General features: G+C 49.5%; 14 protein-coding genes. 10 read left to right on the top strand and 4 right to left on the bottom strand.

Annotated features, from left to right (window positions below):
- Positions 1-21: 21 nt before the first annotated feature.
- Entirely contained in the window at positions 22-519 is a 498-nt protein-coding gene (gene tssB / locus J1782_RS18100) for a type VI secretion system contractile sheath small subunit (RefSeq protein WP_152328043.1), read from the bottom strand.
- A gap of 867 nt (positions 520-1386) precedes the next feature.
- Here tssB and J1782_RS18095 point away from each other — a divergent pair.
- Positions 1387-2934 (top strand): methyl-accepting chemotaxis protein, encoded by a 1548-nt coding sequence (locus J1782_RS18095; RefSeq protein WP_165060497.1) that lies wholly within the window; start codon positions 1387-1389, stop codon positions 2932-2934.
- A 150-nt stretch (positions 2935-3084) separates the two neighbouring features.
- Entirely contained in the window at positions 3085-3633 is a 549-nt protein-coding gene (locus tag J1782_RS18090) for a GNAT family N-acetyltransferase (RefSeq protein WP_165060494.1), read from the top strand.
- 62 nt (positions 3634-3695) lie between these two features.
- Here J1782_RS18090 and J1782_RS18085 read toward each other — a convergent pair whose 3' ends face one another.
- Positions 3696-5243 (bottom strand): methyl-accepting chemotaxis protein, encoded by a 1548-nt coding sequence (locus J1782_RS18085; RefSeq protein WP_217153644.1) that lies wholly within the window; start codon positions 5241-5243, stop codon positions 3696-3698.
- A gap of 390 nt (positions 5244-5633) precedes the next feature.
- On the opposite strand from J1782_RS18085, the gene J1782_RS18080 reads away from it, so the two are divergent.
- Positions 5634-6749 carry a tyrosine-type recombinase/integrase gene (locus tag J1782_RS18080; protein WP_371819797.1) on the top strand — a complete coding sequence of 372 codons (1116 nt, stop codon included), beginning with the start codon at positions 5634-5636 and terminating at the stop codon, positions 6747-6749.
- Between the two features lie 145 nt (positions 6750-6894).
- Positions 6895-9036 (top strand): 5-histidylcysteine sulfoxide synthase, encoded by a 2142-nt coding sequence (gene ovoA / locus J1782_RS18075; RefSeq protein WP_217153710.1) that lies wholly within the window; start codon positions 6895-6897, stop codon positions 9034-9036.
- Between the two features lie 207 nt (positions 9037-9243).
- Here ovoA and J1782_RS18070 read toward each other — a convergent pair whose 3' ends face one another.
- On the bottom strand, positions 9244-9411 hold the full coding sequence (locus J1782_RS18070) for a YhfL family protein (protein WP_152328047.1): 168 nt from the start codon (positions 9409-9411) through the stop codon (positions 9244-9246).
- 313 nt (positions 9412-9724) lie between these two features.
- Between J1782_RS18070 and J1782_RS18065 the strand changes: the two genes are divergently transcribed.
- The 4 genes from J1782_RS18065 to J1782_RS18050 all read left to right on the top strand — a co-directional run bounded on the left by J1782_RS18065 (position 9725) and on the right by J1782_RS18050 (position 13344).
- The gene (locus J1782_RS18065; RefSeq protein ID WP_254303109.1) at positions 9725-11323 is read left to right on the top strand and encodes a tannase/feruloyl esterase family alpha/beta hydrolase; all 1599 of its coding nucleotides are present in this window, start codon (positions 9725-9727) and stop codon (positions 11321-11323) included.
- A gap of 92 nt (positions 11324-11415) precedes the next feature.
- On the top strand, positions 11416-12114 hold the full coding sequence (locus J1782_RS18060) for a TetR family transcriptional regulator (protein ID WP_244370753.1): 699 nt from the start codon (positions 11416-11418) through the stop codon (positions 12112-12114).
- Positions 12107-12442, top strand: coding sequence for an SMR family transporter (locus tag J1782_RS18055; protein WP_217153643.1), 336 nt, complete (start codon positions 12107-12109; stop codon positions 12440-12442). The genes J1782_RS18060 and J1782_RS18055 overlap by 8 nt, the downstream gene beginning before the upstream one ends.
- A 35-nt stretch (positions 12443-12477) precedes the next feature.
- Complete coding sequence (locus tag J1782_RS18050) at positions 12478-13344, top strand: helix-turn-helix domain-containing protein (RefSeq protein WP_152328049.1); 867 nt, start codon at positions 12478-12480, stop codon at positions 13342-13344.
- Between the two features lie 64 nt (positions 13345-13408).
- On the opposite strand, the gene J1782_RS18045 is transcribed toward J1782_RS18050, so the two are convergent.
- Positions 13409-14188 (bottom strand): (S)-acetoin forming diacetyl reductase, encoded by a 780-nt coding sequence (locus tag J1782_RS18045; RefSeq protein ID WP_152328050.1) that lies wholly within the window; start codon positions 14186-14188, stop codon positions 13409-13411.
- A 228-nt stretch (positions 14189-14416) separates the two neighbouring features.
- Between J1782_RS18045 and J1782_RS18040 the strand changes: the two genes are divergently transcribed.
- Both J1782_RS18040 and J1782_RS18035 read left to right on the top strand, forming a co-directional pair.
- On the top strand, positions 14417-14827 hold the full coding sequence (locus tag J1782_RS18040; RefSeq protein WP_217153642.1) for a hypothetical protein: 411 nt from the start codon (positions 14417-14419) through the stop codon (positions 14825-14827).
- 153 nt (positions 14828-14980) lie between these two features.
- Positions 14981-15169: a hypothetical protein gene (locus tag J1782_RS18035; RefSeq protein ID WP_217153641.1), complete on the top strand. Its 189-nt coding sequence runs from the start codon at positions 14981-14983 to the stop codon at positions 15167-15169.
- Positions 15170-15583: the final 414 nt, after the last annotated feature.

Genomic DNA, 15583 nt, shown 5'->3' with positions numbered 1-15583 from the left:
GGTTAATCCGTTCAGGAAGGGTTAAGAATTCTGGGGAGCCAGAGCAGCCAGTTCAGCACGCAGGTCATCGCTCAAATTGTCATCTTTCAGGATGGCTTCGAGTTCTTTGCGGAAAGTGGCGTTGTCTAATAAGTTGGATTTGAGGTCACGTAATAAATTACGCATAGCGAGCATCGCGCGCAGTTGTGGGATCTGGCGTGCAACCTGTTCAGGCTCGAAATCTTTCATCTCTCTGAAGTTGAGACTGACGCTTTCTTCGCTGCGATCGCCGGCCAGGGTGTTTTCAACGGTCAGGTTGAGCGACGGGCCAAAGTCGGCCAGAACACTGTTAAAGTTATTTTTGTTGATATTAACTTTTTCACGCTCTGACAATGGACGGGTCTCTTTGCCATTGCTGTAGTCGCCCATTACCATTAATTTTAAAGGTAATTCGACTTTCTTCTGGGCACCGCCAGTATGTAAATCAAGTTTAATATTGACGCGAGCCTTGGGTATTTCTTCCTGAAAGCTATTAGACATGCCTATCCCTTACTGTGGAGTGATAAACGCTGCCAATGAATCCATAAATAAATGAAAGGTTGGCAACCCTGCCAAAAAAAACATCCTTTTTATGCACGTCGGTGTGCAACTAAATCAGGGTCACAAGCGAGACAAAATATTTTTGGGAACATCTTGCAGTGTGTTTTTGAATTTATCTGGAAAGAAAATTTCAGATAAGTACCTGTTGACGACATTTTAGAAACATTAGGTGTTTTAAGTAAAACTAAATATGTAAATAAATGTTACAAATTTTGATATGGCAAGATACAGATCATTTTATTGATATATAGGAATTTTCTTCATGTAACCCCGCGGGCCGCATGCGCTAAGGCTTTCGGACTTTAGTAATTTTCTTTACAAGTTGAGGGGCGTAAGAAATTTCTTAAGAATGGGTAACCCACCCTCAAAAAATATATAACGTTTCGCAATGAATTTTTATTTGGCACAGGGTGAGAAAAGAGAACAAATATAAGATTTTTCCTCCTATTCTCCTAAGAATATTCGCGTGGTGAATTATTCATGCCGTATGAATTTATTGTTCATCGGTGTGATTATATTTACCCCCCCCAGTAATTTACGGATTTCTGGCCGTCAGAAAAATTGACTGTTAAAGCGCGTTTAAAAGAGGTTGATCACATATTTCTTAATCGGGGCGTGAAAGATCATTTCAAAAATAGGGAAAACGCCTTGTTCTGAATAGTCAGATTTAGTCTGTCGTGTACCCCGCTGAAGCCATTGCAGACACCGATCATCCTGCCGCAAATTTCAGATAGGGCGATGAGAATGTTAAACATCTGGTGCAAATTGCCGATAAACAGACTCCAGCCCCATTTTGAGAATGTATTGATGTCGCTTAAAAAGTCTTCTTTGCTTGTTTTAGTTGTTCTTTTTGCTCTCTTTTTTACCAGCATGATTTCAAACGTCTGGTTGCTGACGCAGAGCAATCAGTCTCTGGATGACGTGAATAAAGAAATCCGCGTGGTGCTTTCCATCATTGACCCGATCAACCACAGCCGTACCTCGCGTGTTCGCGTGATGGAATATATGAAGGAGATTGAAAACAACGGCGGCCAGCCGTCTGCTACTTCTCTGGACGGCGTCAGTGAAGTGATGGGAAAAGCGGACGCCGCATTTCAGGCTTACATAAATGCACCAAAACTACCGGGCGAAAATGCACTGGCGGAGGCTTACCGCACGGCTTATCAGGACTATCGTCAGAACGGGATCGAACCGTTGATTGACGCGGCGAAAGCGGGCGATCAGGCGCAGTTCAAAGCGCGGATCCCGGCGGTGGTACAGCTGGACCATCAGTACGAAGTGGTGCTGGATAAAGTGCTGGCGCTGCATGAGCAGTACGCCAGAAATCTTAACAGCGACGCGCAGGGCAATTTCAAGTTCGGTATCGGGCTGACGATTGCGTTTGGTTTGCTGTTCCTGATCATCATTATTAGTGTGTTGTTATTACTCAAGCGCTTTGTTCTGACTCCGCTGCTGAGCTCGCGCGATCATTGCCGCAAAATTGCAGAAGGTTATCTCGATACGCCGGTACCGTTTAAAAACAGTTCCCGCAGTGAAATTGAAGAACTGATGCAGTCGATGGAACATATGCGCCAGTCCCTGACCCAAATTATCGGGCAGGTACGTGACACCAGCCATACCGTCGCGCATGCGTCGCAGGAAATTTCCGCAGGCAATATCGATCTGGCTTCGCGTACCGAACAACAGGCCGCGGCGCTGACACAAACTGCCTCCAGCATGGAAGAGCTGGGCGCGACGGTAAAACAAAATACCGAAAACGTCAGCCGGGCCAGCGGTCTGACGCGCGAAGCGGTAAAAAATGCCCGCGCGGGTGAGAAGGTGGCGCAGGACGTGATCGGAACTATGGGGCGCATTAACAGCAGCTCTAAAAAGATCGAAGACATTACAGGCGTCATCAACAGCATCGCTTTCCAGACCAATATTCTGGCGCTGAATGCCGCGGTTGAAGCCGCACGCGCTGGCGAACAGGGTCGCGGATTTGCAGTGGTCGCCAGCGAAGTGCGCAGTCTCGCGCAGCGAAGTGCGGTGGCGGCAAAAGAAATCGAAAGTCTGATTTCTGAATCGGTTGCCAATATAAAGGAAGGGTCGGATCAGGTGTCCCGTACCGGCGAATCTATTTCGGCAATCATTTCGTCGGTTACGCAGGTTGATGTTCTGATGGAACATATTTCGACGGCGTCCGATGAGCAAAGCCGGGGGATCAGTCAGATTGAGCAGGCCGTGACAGAAATTGACGGCGTGACTCAGCAGAATGCGGCGCTGGTGCAGGAATCGGCGGCGGCGGCGGCTTCACTGGAAGAGCAGGTGCTTCATCTGACCCGTTCGGTTTCTGCATTCAGGCTGACGAACGCCTGAGCCCGGCAGCGGACTGATCGGGAATTATGATAAATCAGGCCGAACAGGGAAAATCTTGTCCGGCTTTTTTATTGATACGGAAACTGTTTCACAATGAATAACACTTTGATATAACGGATTAATTATCCTATATATTCACGAGCAAACGCTATGATTTTACTGGCCTCACCTTTACTCAGTCTGCGTCACTTTGAACATGACGACCTCGACGCTTTCACCCGTTATCGCCAGGATCCCGCTGTTGCCCGTTATCAAAGTTGGGAATATTTCACCCGTCCGCAGGCGGAATTGTTGTTTGAACAGATGAATGAAATTCCTTTTGGTACGCCGGATAACTGGTTTCAGATTGCGATCGAACACGCTGAATCCGGCATGGTGGGTGATTTCGGGCTGCATTTTGTCGACGACTACCAGGTGGAACTGGGCATAACGCTTGATCCGAAATGGCAGGGAAAAGGGATTGCAAAGAGCGCATTAAATCTGTTGCTGACATATCTTTTTGACCATCTTAAAAAGCACCGCGTGTACGCCGTTACCGATATCCGCAATCACGGCAGTTACCGGTTATTCGAGTCAGCAGGATTTCGGCGGGAAGGATGTTTCCTGGAAAACTGCTTTCTGAAAGGGGAATGGTGCAGTGAATATTTGTATGCTTTGCTGGCGTCAGAGTGGGAGGTCAGAAACATAGTCGGGAAATAACCCAGCACCAAATTCGGCGAAATCTCCGTATCTGGTGCTGAACGTGATCGAATTTCAACAAATTATCTGAAGACGCCGACGGCTTCCACCAGCCGGTCGGCCTGTCGTTTCAGACCGGTGGAAGCGTGTGCGCCTTCCTGAACCTGAAGGGAATTCTGATGAGTGATCCGGTCGAGTTCCTCGATGGCTTTGGCGATATCCAGTAATCCCAGATTTTGTTCGCTGGTAGCGTTACGGATTTGCCCGATCAGCGACGAGACATTTCTCACCTGAGAAACAATTTCCGCCATCGTTTTACCGGCCTGATCGACTTGCTTTGATCCCGATACAACAGTCTCCACACTGGTGTCGATCAGTCTTTTGATTTCGCTGGCGGCGCTTGCACTTCGTTGCGCCAGACTGCGAACTTCACCGGCCACCACCGCAAATCCTTTTCCCTGTTCTCCGGCGCGGGCAGCTTCGACTGCCGCATTCAGCGCCAGAATATTGGTCTGGAATGCAATGCCGTCAATCACATTGGTGATGGTCGCAATCTGTTGCGAGCTGTCAGTGATTTCCTGCATTGTGCCGACAACTCCCTGCATTGCGTTACTGCCTTTTTCAGCTGCGGCGCTGGCAGTCAGCGAAAGTTTATCGGCTTCGGCGGCCGTTTGCGTATTGCTTTCAACGGTCGCACTCATTTCATTCATCGCGGCGGCAGTCTCGCCAACATTCGCGGCGGTCTGTTCAGTCCGCTGACTCAGCGCTTCGTTTCCGTTTGCCAGAGATTCACTGGCGGTGCGAACTTTGTGTGCCTGATCGTTAACGTCGTCCACCATCCACCGGCAGATCAAGCCGAGCTGGCCAACCGAGCGCAGCGTCATCCCAATTTCATCGACGCGTTCCATCGGCGTGATCGTATGACTCGCCCCGCTGGCAACCCGCAATGTCTGATGACAAAGTTGTTCGACCGGGCGCGTGATTTGCCATTCAAGCCAGAAGCCTAAAAGCAAAACAAAAAAAGTGCTGAGCGCATACGCCAAATACAACTGTGCCGATGGCAACGCAGTGAGTGTGGAAACTGCCAGAGAGTTAAGCAGGAATAAAGCAAAGAGCCCGCTGCGGATCCGTCCGCGAACAGAAAGTGTTTTTAAAATTGAGAACGGACGGGTGATGCCGGTGCGGATCAATAGGCCCCTGAACAACCGGCGGTTGTTCAGTTCACCACGATTCATTTTCTCATACAGCGCCTGAGTGTCAGAAATTTCGGTCGCGGTAGGTTTGGTCCGGACAGAAAGATAGCCTTTGGTTTTTCCGCCACGAATAATCGGCACCACGTTTGCCCGAACCCAGTAATGGTCGCCGTTTCTGCGGCGGTTTTTTACCAGCGCCGTCCAGGGAAAACCTTGCTGCAATGTGGCCCACATATCTTTGAAAGCCGACGGCGGCATGTCGGGATGCCGGACAATATTGTGGGGCTGACCGATAATATCTTCACTGGCAAAACCGCTGACTTCAATAAAAGCATCATTGGCATAGGTAATATGGCTGTCGGCGTCAGTCGTTGACATCAATGTAGCGTCGTCCGGGTACTGATATTCCCGCTGTGATACAGGTTGATTATTGCGCATAGTGACATTTCCATGGCCAGACTGCGATTTGGAGGAGATAAAAGAGGTTTAACTCTTTAGATGTCGGCATAACCAAAATTTTCTTTAGGGCTGAAAGCACGTTATTGAAATTAATGTATTCAGGTGGCAAAACGGGAAATATTTTCGCCAATTTATAAGCTACAACGATGTGTTCAGTCGAAAATATGCGCTATATCATTATGTGTGCTGTTTTTATAACCAATGCTTCAGGCGCCAATCTCCGTCATAACTCCTTCATTTTTCTTTATTCATTCTTTCTGTGACTCCAGACTTAATAGGTCTGGAGTCACAAACATTTTGCCTCTGTTTCGCGGGCTTGCTATAACTGCGCACTGTGATTTTTCTGATGGAATTCAGCGGGCGGGCAATGTGGTTTCAGGAACAGAAGTCGAAGCGGATTTTGCCGCCGAAAATGTAGGCCGCCACGTTCTGGCCTATCTTCAGCAGGTCAAAATGACACCGCTGGCGAAACTGGACGATTTTGACGAAGAGGGTAATGCGACGGTCCGGCAGGTGATCAATATCTGGATCCGACTTTCGCTGATGCTGACCCGACGTCGTCCGGAAATCGCCGTCTCTTCTTTGATGAAACATGTGCTGCCGGTGATCGGGGATGTCCCGCTGAACAAAATTTCGCGCCTGCGCCTGAACCGGTTGTTCAATATTTTGCTGGCCGAAGGGAAAATTTCGGAAGCCAAACGGGTTTTTGCGCTGTGTAAGCAATTCTTTGGTTGGGCAGAAACACAGGGTTATCTGGCACATTCGCCGCTGAGTTCCATGAAACGCCGTGATGTCGGTGGCCGTAACACACCGCCGCGCGAACGGGCGCTGACCGATGCTGAGATATGGGTGTTCTGGCATGGTCTTGATTTATGGGATATTTCAGAACAATGTCGGTGGGCATTACGTCTGTGTTTGCTGACCGCAAGACGGCCGGATGAAGTGATCCGCGCGCGGAAAGACGAGTTTAATTTGCGAATTGGCGTCTGGCGGCAGGGCACACGAAACAAATCAGCTCGCGATCACAGTCTGCCTCTGCCGCCGCTGGCGATTATTTGCATCAATGCCTTATTAGATGCCAGCCCGAAAGACAGTGTCTGGCTGGTTCCTTCCCCGAAAGATGCACAGAAACCGTTATCCAGAGGCGCAATTACTCAGGTGATCCGTCGGATGTTGCGCGCCGAGCGTGGCCTGGGCATCGATGCTTTTTCGACCCGCGATTTACGCAGGACTGCACGTTCCAAATTATCGTCCCTCAATGTCCCCAACGATGTTGCCCGCAAAATTATGAATCACTCGCTGGAAGGCATCGACAGGGTTTACGACACTCACGACTATTTACCGCAGATGAAACAAGCGCTCGAAGCATTTTCTGACAATATAAAGGGCATTATTGACGCCCCGGATTACTTCGATTTACGCCACAAATATGAAGGCGAGTCTCTGGAACTTCCGGAAATTTCGCTGCTTTATATGGAAAGATAACGTCACTTAAATGAATTTCAGGCTCATTCATCTTCATCTGTAAACGTGCCGGGCAACGCCCCAAACCTTCGCTGGCACGGTTTGCAAAGCTGAACTGCTACACTTGGATATTGTTCGTCGTTGCCAGAAGATTAAGGAAATTATGATGCATTCACCACAATCGAACTTGGCCGGTTTACCCGAACCGACCCGGACAATCCTGCTGAGTACCGGAACCGCGGAACAAAAGCGTCAGGAAATTCGCGCTTACTTTATTCAGACATGGGAGCTCTATGAAAGCCTGTTTGATTGCCTGACCGACGAACGTGCATATTTCACTAAAGCGATTTCACTGCGGCATCCGCTCATTTTCTATTTCGGCCATACCGCTACTTTTTACATCAATAAACTCATGGCGGCGGGGCTGATCCCGCAGCGTATCGATTCCCATATCGAGGCGATGCTGGCGATCGGCGTTGACGAAATGAGCTGGGACGATCTCGATGATCAGAATTATAACTGGCCCACTGTCAGCAATTTACGGGCATACCGCGACAAAGTTCGCGAAGAAGTTCTCGGCATTATTGAGTCGATGCCGCTGACGCTTCCCGTTGGCTGGGACAGCCCGGCATGGGTGATTCTGATGGGCATCGAGCATGAACGTATTCATCTGGAAACCTCCAGCGTGCTGATCCGTCAGTTGCCGGTGAGCTGGGTCACCCCGCAGCCGCACTGGCCCGCCTGCGACATTGCCCGGCATGACCGTCAGACCGTACCAGAAAACGAAACGCTGGCGATAAAAGGTGACGTTGTCACGCTAGGTAAGCAGGACGACACTTACGGCTGGGATAATGAATACGGTTCTGTAACACATAAAATTCAGGCATTTAGCGCCAGTAGAATGCTGGTCAGTAACGCAGAGTATTTCTCATTTGTAGAAAGCGGCGGTTATCAGGACACAAAATGGTGGGATGAAGAAGGCGCCGGATGGCGGGACTTTGCTCAGGCCGAAATGCCGACTTTTTGGGTCGGTTCGGCAACCGAACCGGAGCAACTGAAACTTCGGTTAATGACCGAAGAAGTGGCAATGCCGTGGGACTGGCCGGTTGAAGTGAATCAGCTGGAAGCGGCAGCATTTTGTCGCTGGAAGGCGGCACAAACGGGCGAATCTGTGCAGTTGCCGACGGAAGCTGAATGGATGATTTTGCGAAATCAGGTACAAGGGGACCAGCCTGATTGGGAAACTGCACCGGGGAATATCAACCTCGCCTGGTGGGCGTCGTCATGCCCGGTCGACCATTTTGCGCAGGGGCATTTCTTCGACATCGTGGGGAATGTGTGGCAATGGGCGTCCACGCCGATCAGCGGCTTTGAAGGTTTCCGCGTGCATCCGCTTTATGATGACTTTTCCACGCCAACATTTGACGGCAAACATTCGATGATTAAAGGCGGAAGCTGGATTTCTACCGGTAATGAAGCCCTGAAATCCTCGCGTTATGCGTTTCGTCGTCACTTTTTCCAGCACGCCGGTTTCCGGTATGTGATATCCGGTCATCAGGAAATACAGACGGTGAATCCTTACGAAACGGACGGCCTGATCGCGCAGTATCTGGATTTTCAGTACGGGCCGCGTCATTTCGATGTGCCTAATTATGCTGAGCAACTGGTTGATATTGCAGTGAAAAATTCCGGTTTACGCGGAAGGGCGCTGGACATAGGTTGTGCGACCGGACGCGCGAGTTTCGAGCTGGCACGACATTTTGATTCTGTTGTCGGAATGGATTATTCGGCCCGATTTATTGATGTTGCTTTAGCGCTGGCTCGTGGCGAAGCCTGTCGTTATGTTATTCCGGAAGAGGGTGAGCTGGTCGATTATTGTCAGGCCTCATTGTCTGAAGTGAATATCGATGCAGAGCAAACCGGGCGCGTGAATTTTGTGCAGGGGGATGCCTGTAACCTGAAACCGCAGGGCGAACTGTATGATCTGGTTCTGGCCGCGAATTTACTGGACCGTTTGCGTGAACCCGCGTGTTTTCTGAAAGATATCATGCCGATGATCCGCAGTGGTGGGGTGCTGATGTTGTCCTCGCCGTATACCTGGTTGGAAGAATTCACGCCGAAGCAAAACTGGCTTGGCGGTTTCCGCGAGAACGGAGAAGCGGTGACAACGCATCAGGCTTTGCGTCGTCTGCTGGCCAGCGACTTTGAAGAAATCCAGGCACCGCAGGATATTCCGTTTGTTATCCGCGAAACAGCCCGAAAATTCCAACACACGTTGGCAGAACTTACGTTGTGGCGTAAGCGATAAAACGCTGCTGATTTCAGTCAACAAATATCAAACGGTCACGAAAATTGGCCGTTTTTATCTGGACATTTATCCTGCATGAACGCATCTGACGCAGGAATTGAAGTTTCCACTGTTTTTATTTGATGAACTTTAAGAATGTTGTAACTAAATTTAGGTTTTAAAAACCGCCCTGAAAAGGGCGGTCAGCGTAAAAGTGACGAAGTGTGATTATTTATCCGTCGGGCCACAGCCGCCAATCATTTTAGAAATTGAAATGGCCGGGTGAAGTAAGTAAGTGTAGTCGCAGTTTTTCTCTTTATTATAAACGCTACCGGTACAACCAGAAAGAGTGGCAACTAAGGCAGAAAGAAGTGCGAACTTGATGACATTTTTCATGTAAATCCCTTTAAAAATAATAGTGTAATTAGTGCCGTTCAGGAACCTGACGACGACAGCAATATACGCCGGAAAAGTCTGCGCATACAAATAAAACATCTCGTTTATTCATTTTATTTAATGAGATTATTCAATTAAATCAGTTTGTTATTACTCTTCTGTATATTTGCATATTGGCGCATAGATAATTAATATTGTTTAGGTGGAATAATAATTTCAAATCCAGCTACATTTCACGGAATAACAGGGCTTCAATCGCCACTGATTTAGTGACACACTGCCGTTACTGCGACTTAAGGACACACGTCTTCTGATGAAATTGATTCTGCCTGGTTTGTTTTTAATGCTTATCGCCGGTACTGTTTCCGCCGCATCCGTTTCAGGATTGACCGAAGCACAATGTGTTGCCATGAAAAATACGCATATTCCGGCTTTGCGCATTGGGCTTCCGACGCGGGGGGCCGTCATAACGACCGTCGCGATTGCCGGTCAGCCCGTGGAAACTCATTGCAAGCTCGAAGGGCAAATCAAACCGGTTGATCCGAAAGCGCCAGATATTCAGTTCCAGCTTTATCTGCCACTCGTCTGGAATGGCAAGGCGCTTCAACTTGGCGGCGGGGGATTCGATGGTGCCATAAAAGGGGCAGATACCGCACGGCTCGCGCCCGCGTCCTTACCCGGCGCTCTGAAACAAGGATATGCCACCTTTGGCAGCGATTCCGGCCATCAGGGTGGGGTGTCCGACGCATCATTTACGCTGAATGAGGAAGCCTGGAATAATTTTGCCGGGGCACAGATTAAAAAAACGCACGACGTGGCGGTGGCACTTATTGAACAGGCTTATGGCCGAAAACCGTCGCGTCTCTATTTTCAGGGCAACTCTCAGGGCGGCCATGAGGCGCTGGCCGCCATTCAGCGGTATCCGCTCGATTACGACGGCGCTATTGCGATCCATCCGGTTTACAACGTTGTCGAACTGCATATGGCGGGAATTCGTATCGGACAGGCTGTTTACAACACGCCGGGAGCCTGGATTTCACCGGCAAAAGCCGCGCTGATATCCAATTCCGTTTTAAGTGCCTGTGACAAACTGGACGGGCTGACCGACGGCGTTGTCGCCAATGTGGACGCGTGCAGGGCAGCCTTTAAACCGGAAAGGTTACGTTGTCACGATGGCAAGGATAACGGTGACCTTTGCCTTTCGGATGCGCAATTATCTTTGGTGGTAATGCTGAGTAAACCGGTGTCCTTGGGCGTGAATTTACCCACCGGCGATCACTTTGCGCCCTGGCCGATTTTGCTGGGCGCTGATGCCCCTGCGCTGGTCAGCGTGTTTGGCTCGGGCGCTGATAAGCCAAAACCGGCCTCATCGAACATCATCATTTCCTTTCCATATATGATGGGCGATCAGGCAGTGCGGTATGAAGTCATGCGTTCGCCGGATTATGATTCCCTGCAATTTAATCCCGCGCAACATTCAACACGGCTGAAAGAACTGGCGTCTCAGGTCGATAATGACAATGCAGATATCAGCGCTTTTGTTCAGCACGGTGGAAAATTGCTGCTGATGCACGGCACGGCAGACATGGCGGTGCCACCGGGAAATACGCTGGCTTATTACGAGAAGCTTAAAGCACGGTTTGGGGAAAAAGAATTGCATCAGTTTGCGCGATTCTATCTTGCCCCCGGATTTACCCATAGCAGCGGCCCGTTCCGCGTGAGCTGGGATTCCCTCGGCACGCTCGATAAGTGGGTGGATCACGGCATCGATCCTGGCCAGCAGATCATGATTGATACCAATAAAGCCACTGCCGGTCGTGAAATGCCGCTGTGCGAATATCCGCAGTTTCCCAAATATAAAGGGCAGGGAGACACAAAATCTGCTTCGAGTTTCGTGTGTACAACTGACTAAGTACACCGGCCACTGTATGCATATTCACCATATAGCGGGTACTCCTTTCTGATCAAATGCAAGCTAATTTACCTATATATAATCACAGGTGAATGAACGTTCTCAAAAAACTTGAACATCCGTCCAAGTCTTGGCATTATCCTCTGCTGTCTCTTCACCTTCGGATTTTTCAAGTGGCCTATCTCTGTAAAGAAGCGCGCAAGACAACCATTCTTGAAGCCGCCGCACGGGTTGCGCGCTATGAAGGATTGGCTGCCACCACGGTGCGCCGTGTTGCTCAGGAAGCGGGGGCCGCAACCGGTCAGGTTCATCATCATTTTTCCAGCGCAGGAGAACTTCGCGCGCAAGCCTATACGCAGGTGATGAAGATCCTGAAAGAACAGTTGCTGGAAAGAAGTCAGCAGATGACCGCCCGGGAACGGCTCAACCTGCTGTTGATTGATCCCCAGGATGATCAGTCGCTGATGGCCATTCCGCTCTGGCATGAGGCCATGTTGCTGACTGAACAAGAGCCGCTGATGAAAGCAGCTTTTGCGCTGTCTGTGGCCGACTGGCACGAACTGGTATCTGATGCGATTGAATTCGGTCGCCAGAAAGGGGAATTTTCCAAAGGCGAATCCCCGGAGCATATATCCTGGAGGCTGATTGGTCTGAGCAGCAGCATGGATGCCATGTCGCGTCTCGAAACGCTCGGGTTAACCAGTCAGTGTGCGGAATACAATTTACACCGCGCCATCCAGAATGAGTTGTATGTCAGTGAAGCTGGATGTAAGGAAACCTCTGATGTTTAAAACTTATTTGCTGCTCGGTCTGGCGATTATTGCCGAGGTTATTGCGACCAGCAGCCTGAAAAGTTCTGAAGGATTTACCCGTTTGTGGCCAAGCGTTGTCACATTGCTGGGCTACACGATTGCCATCTTTTTATTGTCTCTGACCCTGAAAACCCTGCCGACCGGTATTGCATACGCGATCTGGTCCGGCGTTGGTATTGTCCTGGTCTCCGCCATTGGCTGGTTTGGTTACGGGCAAAAGCTGGACACCCCGGCAATGATTGGCCTCGGGCTTATCATCGCGGGCGTGATTGTCGTGAACGCGTTTTCAAAATCGGTCGCGCACTAACTATGGCGACTTTATCGCAGCACAGGGAGTTCATTTTGCAGAGCGAACAAAAACCTGATTTCCATGATGACTTGATCAAAGAGTTACTCTATTGGATCGAAGTCAACTTAAGTGATCGTCTGACCATGGAAAAAGCCTCGAAGAAAACCGGTTATTCTCCCTGGTATCTTCAGCGTCTGTTTAAAAGTAAAACAGGTTTCGCGCTGGGCAAATACATTCGTGACCGTCGTCTGACGATGGCCGCGATTGCTTTGCGGCTGACCAATATGCCGATCCTCGATATTTCGCTGTATTACTCTTACGATTCTCAGCAGACGTTCACCCGTTCGTTCAAAAAGAACTTTGCTGAAACGCCGGGAATGTACCGCCGGAATGCATCGTGGACCATGAGTGGCATCACGGCACCGCTGACCGTGGATGAGTTTCCACCGCCTGAATATGAAATTGTAGAATTGCCGGAAATGGCATTCGAGGGCCAGACTTCAACGCATTCTTATCCGATTGAAGCGCTGTTTAACGCCAAAAATCACGTACATCGTGCCGAACTGTTACGCTATCTGGAAACGCCGGAATCACTCCTCGCGCCGGTCTGGGGCTTATCCGATTGTCGTCCTGATACGAATGATGAAGTCGCCAATGCATTACAGATGGATTATACGGTCGCTCATGAAGTGAAGATCAGCGATAACCATGACATTATGGTGCCCGCCAGCCGTTATCTGAAGATCCGTTATCCTTATGATCTCAGCCGCCTGAATGATTTCATTCTGTATTTGTATTCAGTATTTTTGCCGACGCTTGGTCTGGAATTCATCATGCAGCCGGATCTGGAAAAATACTCCCGCGAATCTGCACTAAACGGTGTGACTTGCGAATATTACATTCCGCTGGCCCGACACTGATTTCTTCACTTGCAAAAACACAAAAGCCTCCCGAATGAGAGGCTTGCAAGGAAAATACATCCCGTTAATTAAAGACCATACCACCGTCAATCAGTAACGCCTGACCGGTCATATAATCGGAGTCCGGGCCTGCAAGGTAGGAGACGCAGGCGGCGACATCTTCTGGCTCTGAAAGACGTTTCAGGGTGATGTTTTTCGCAAACTCCTTCGTACCGTAGCCAACAGGCTGACCTGCGGCCGCAGAAACCTGGCGGTCAATTTCTTCCCACATCGGCGTTTTCACGATGCCCGGGCAATAGGCGTTTACGGTAATTCCCAGAGAAGCCAGATCGCGCGCTGCGGTTTGTGTCAACCCGCGCACGGCAAATTTGCTGGAACTGTAGATAGCCAGTTCTGGGTTACCGACATGGCCCGCCTGAGAAGAAGCATTAATGATTTTGCCGCCATGCCCCAGGGATTTGAACGCTTTCACCGCCGCCTGGATCCCCCAGATAACGCCTTTCACATTGATGTTATAGACTTTATCGACAATTTCCGGCGTGATGTCTTCGATCAACGTTGTCGGCGCGATCCCGGCATTATTCACGATGACGTCAAAACCGCCGAGCTGTTTTGTTGCAGCCTCAACGGCGGCAAAAACCTGTTCGCGGTTTGAAACATCTGCCAGCTGAGCAATTGCTTTACCGCCCGCATGATTAATTTCTTCGGCAACTTTCTTCGCTGTTTCCCCGTTGTAATCCACAACCGCAACAGCAAATCCATCTTTCGCCAGACGAAGCGCAATTGCACGGCCAATCCCCTGACCGCCACCTGTTACTAAAGCCACTTTTCCATTTTTAGACATACCACTATCCTCTATGTATTCGGTTTCTTTTCAGGTGCTGCGCGCAAGGCACGGCCAGACCAGCCCGGTACCTTTGCGTGAGCTCCGTACTGGTTTACGCCTCTGAGTCAGCATGTGCAAATGTTAGCCACCGTAATTAACTGTACTCACACTAATAGTCAGTGAGCGTCAGAATTTCGAACGGTGTCGGGTAGAATGCATGAACCGAACGCAATAAAGGATGTTGGAATGACAGAGTCAAACAGTGCAACTTTCCGGGAACGCCTGACCGTATTGGCGCAATCGCTACAGTTAGCACCCCAGGTAGCTGAGAATCAGGTTTTGGATCGCATGGCGCTGAGTTTTCGCAAATTGCTGAACTTTCTGGCTGAAGATAACAATCTGACACAGAGCGTTTTTTTGTTACCCCCGGAAGGGCCGGAAACTCAGACGATGCTCACCGCTGTCATTTCAAAAAATCTGGCGTTCAGCCAGCAGGACAAACTCTTTCGTAACGATATTCCGGCTGAACTTCTGGCACAGTGTTTCACCGGCATGCTGGTACAGCTCGCACATCAGGCGGCCAGCCCGGCGCAGCGCCACCAAAACAGCCTCGCTTGTGCAAAACTGTTCTGTGAAGGTGTCTGGCTGAGGGAATAGGGAAGGGATTCTGCTTTATTCTATTAATGAGAAAGCAAAGCATAAATCGTTGGTTCAAATCGCACTGCAGAAACGGTTAACTGAAGTCATTCCAGCGGCAGACAATGTCTGTCTGATTTTTTAAACAGACGTAATGTTCAACCGGAGGCCTGTATGTCAACGACTGCACAAACTACTGAGCAACGCTCGTTATGGCAGCGCATCACTCATCGCAAGGTGAAGAATCAGACTGAAGAAAAGACGCAGGACACATCGCGTCTGCTGGAGAGTTTTCTGGCTACAGGCTGCCTTTACGGCATTGATGTGGGGAACACAGACCCGGCGTGGTTTCGCCGCTCGTGACCGTTATATTCGCTTATTGCGCTTCAGTTATTGGAATGAACTGTGCAACGGGCGAATCTTCTCCTGATAGTGCAAAGCTGTACCCTGAATAGTTGGTGTTGCCGTTGCGTTGTGTGGACAGCGTAGCTGTAGCATCAGGTATGAAGGTTGTTGTGGAAAGTCTCTCTGACCTCGTCGTAGAAATTTTAGTTCTCTCTCATTTGTTGAGCCCATAACTTTCGCCGGTTATGGGTTTTTTTATGCAAAAAAAAGCCCCGCAGTCAGGCGGGGCAATAATAAGGCCGTTGACAGGGATCACGGCAAGTTAATACGAATAATTAAAACCAAGGAAGGGGAAATTGAATTGCAGTGATGATTCTGCAACTTGGTAATTAATTTACCACAAAGTCATTCTTTATTTTAAATATATTATTT

It is taken from the genome of Rahnella sp. BCC 1045, assembly GCF_019049615.1.
Lineage (GTDB): Bacteria > Pseudomonadota > Gammaproteobacteria > Enterobacterales > Enterobacteriaceae > Rahnella > Rahnella contaminans.
This window is presented reverse-complemented; position numbering and strand designations above follow the sequence as displayed.

Bases quoted from the DNA above. Each gene is read 5' to 3' on its own strand.
- J1782_RS18045 (WP_152328050.1), bottom strand. From the start codon at position 14,188: ATGTCTAAAAATGGAAAAGTGGCTTTAGTAACAGGTGGCGGTCAGGGG.
- J1782_RS18095 (WP_165060497.1), top strand. From the start codon at position 1,387: ATGTCGCTTAAAAAGTCTTCTTTGCTTGTTTTAGTTGTTCTTTTTGCT.
- J1782_RS18090 (WP_165060494.1), top strand. From the start codon at position 3,085: ATGATTTTACTGGCCTCACCTTTACTCAGTCTGCGTCACTTTGAACAT.
- J1782_RS18035 (WP_217153641.1), top strand. From the start codon at position 14,981: ATGTCAACGACTGCACAAACTACTGAGCAACGCTCGTTATGGCAGCGC.
- J1782_RS18060 (WP_244370753.1), top strand. From the start codon at position 11,416: ATGAACGTTCTCAAAAAACTTGAACATCCGTCCAAGTCTTGGCATTAT.
- tssB (WP_152328043.1), bottom strand. From the start codon at position 519: ATGTCTAATAGCTTTCAGGAAGAAATACCCAAGGCTCGCGTCAATATT.
- J1782_RS18070 (WP_152328047.1), bottom strand. From the start codon at position 9,411: ATGAAAAATGTCATCAAGTTCGCACTTCTTTCTGCCTTAGTTGCCACT.
- J1782_RS18085 (WP_217153644.1), bottom strand. From the start codon at position 5,243: ATGCGCAATAATCAACCTGTATCACAGCGGGAATATCAGTACCCGGAC.
- J1782_RS18040 (WP_217153642.1), top strand. From the start codon at position 14,417: ATGACAGAGTCAAACAGTGCAACTTTCCGGGAACGCCTGACCGTATTG.
- ovoA (WP_217153710.1), top strand. From the start codon at position 6,895: ATGCATTCACCACAATCGAACTTGGCCGGTTTACCCGAACCGACCCGG.
- J1782_RS18065 (WP_254303109.1), top strand. From the start codon at position 9,725: ATGAAATTGATTCTGCCTGGTTTGTTTTTAATGCTTATCGCCGGTACT.
- J1782_RS18055 (WP_217153643.1), top strand. From the start codon at position 12,107: ATGTTTAAAACTTATTTGCTGCTCGGTCTGGCGATTATTGCCGAGGTT.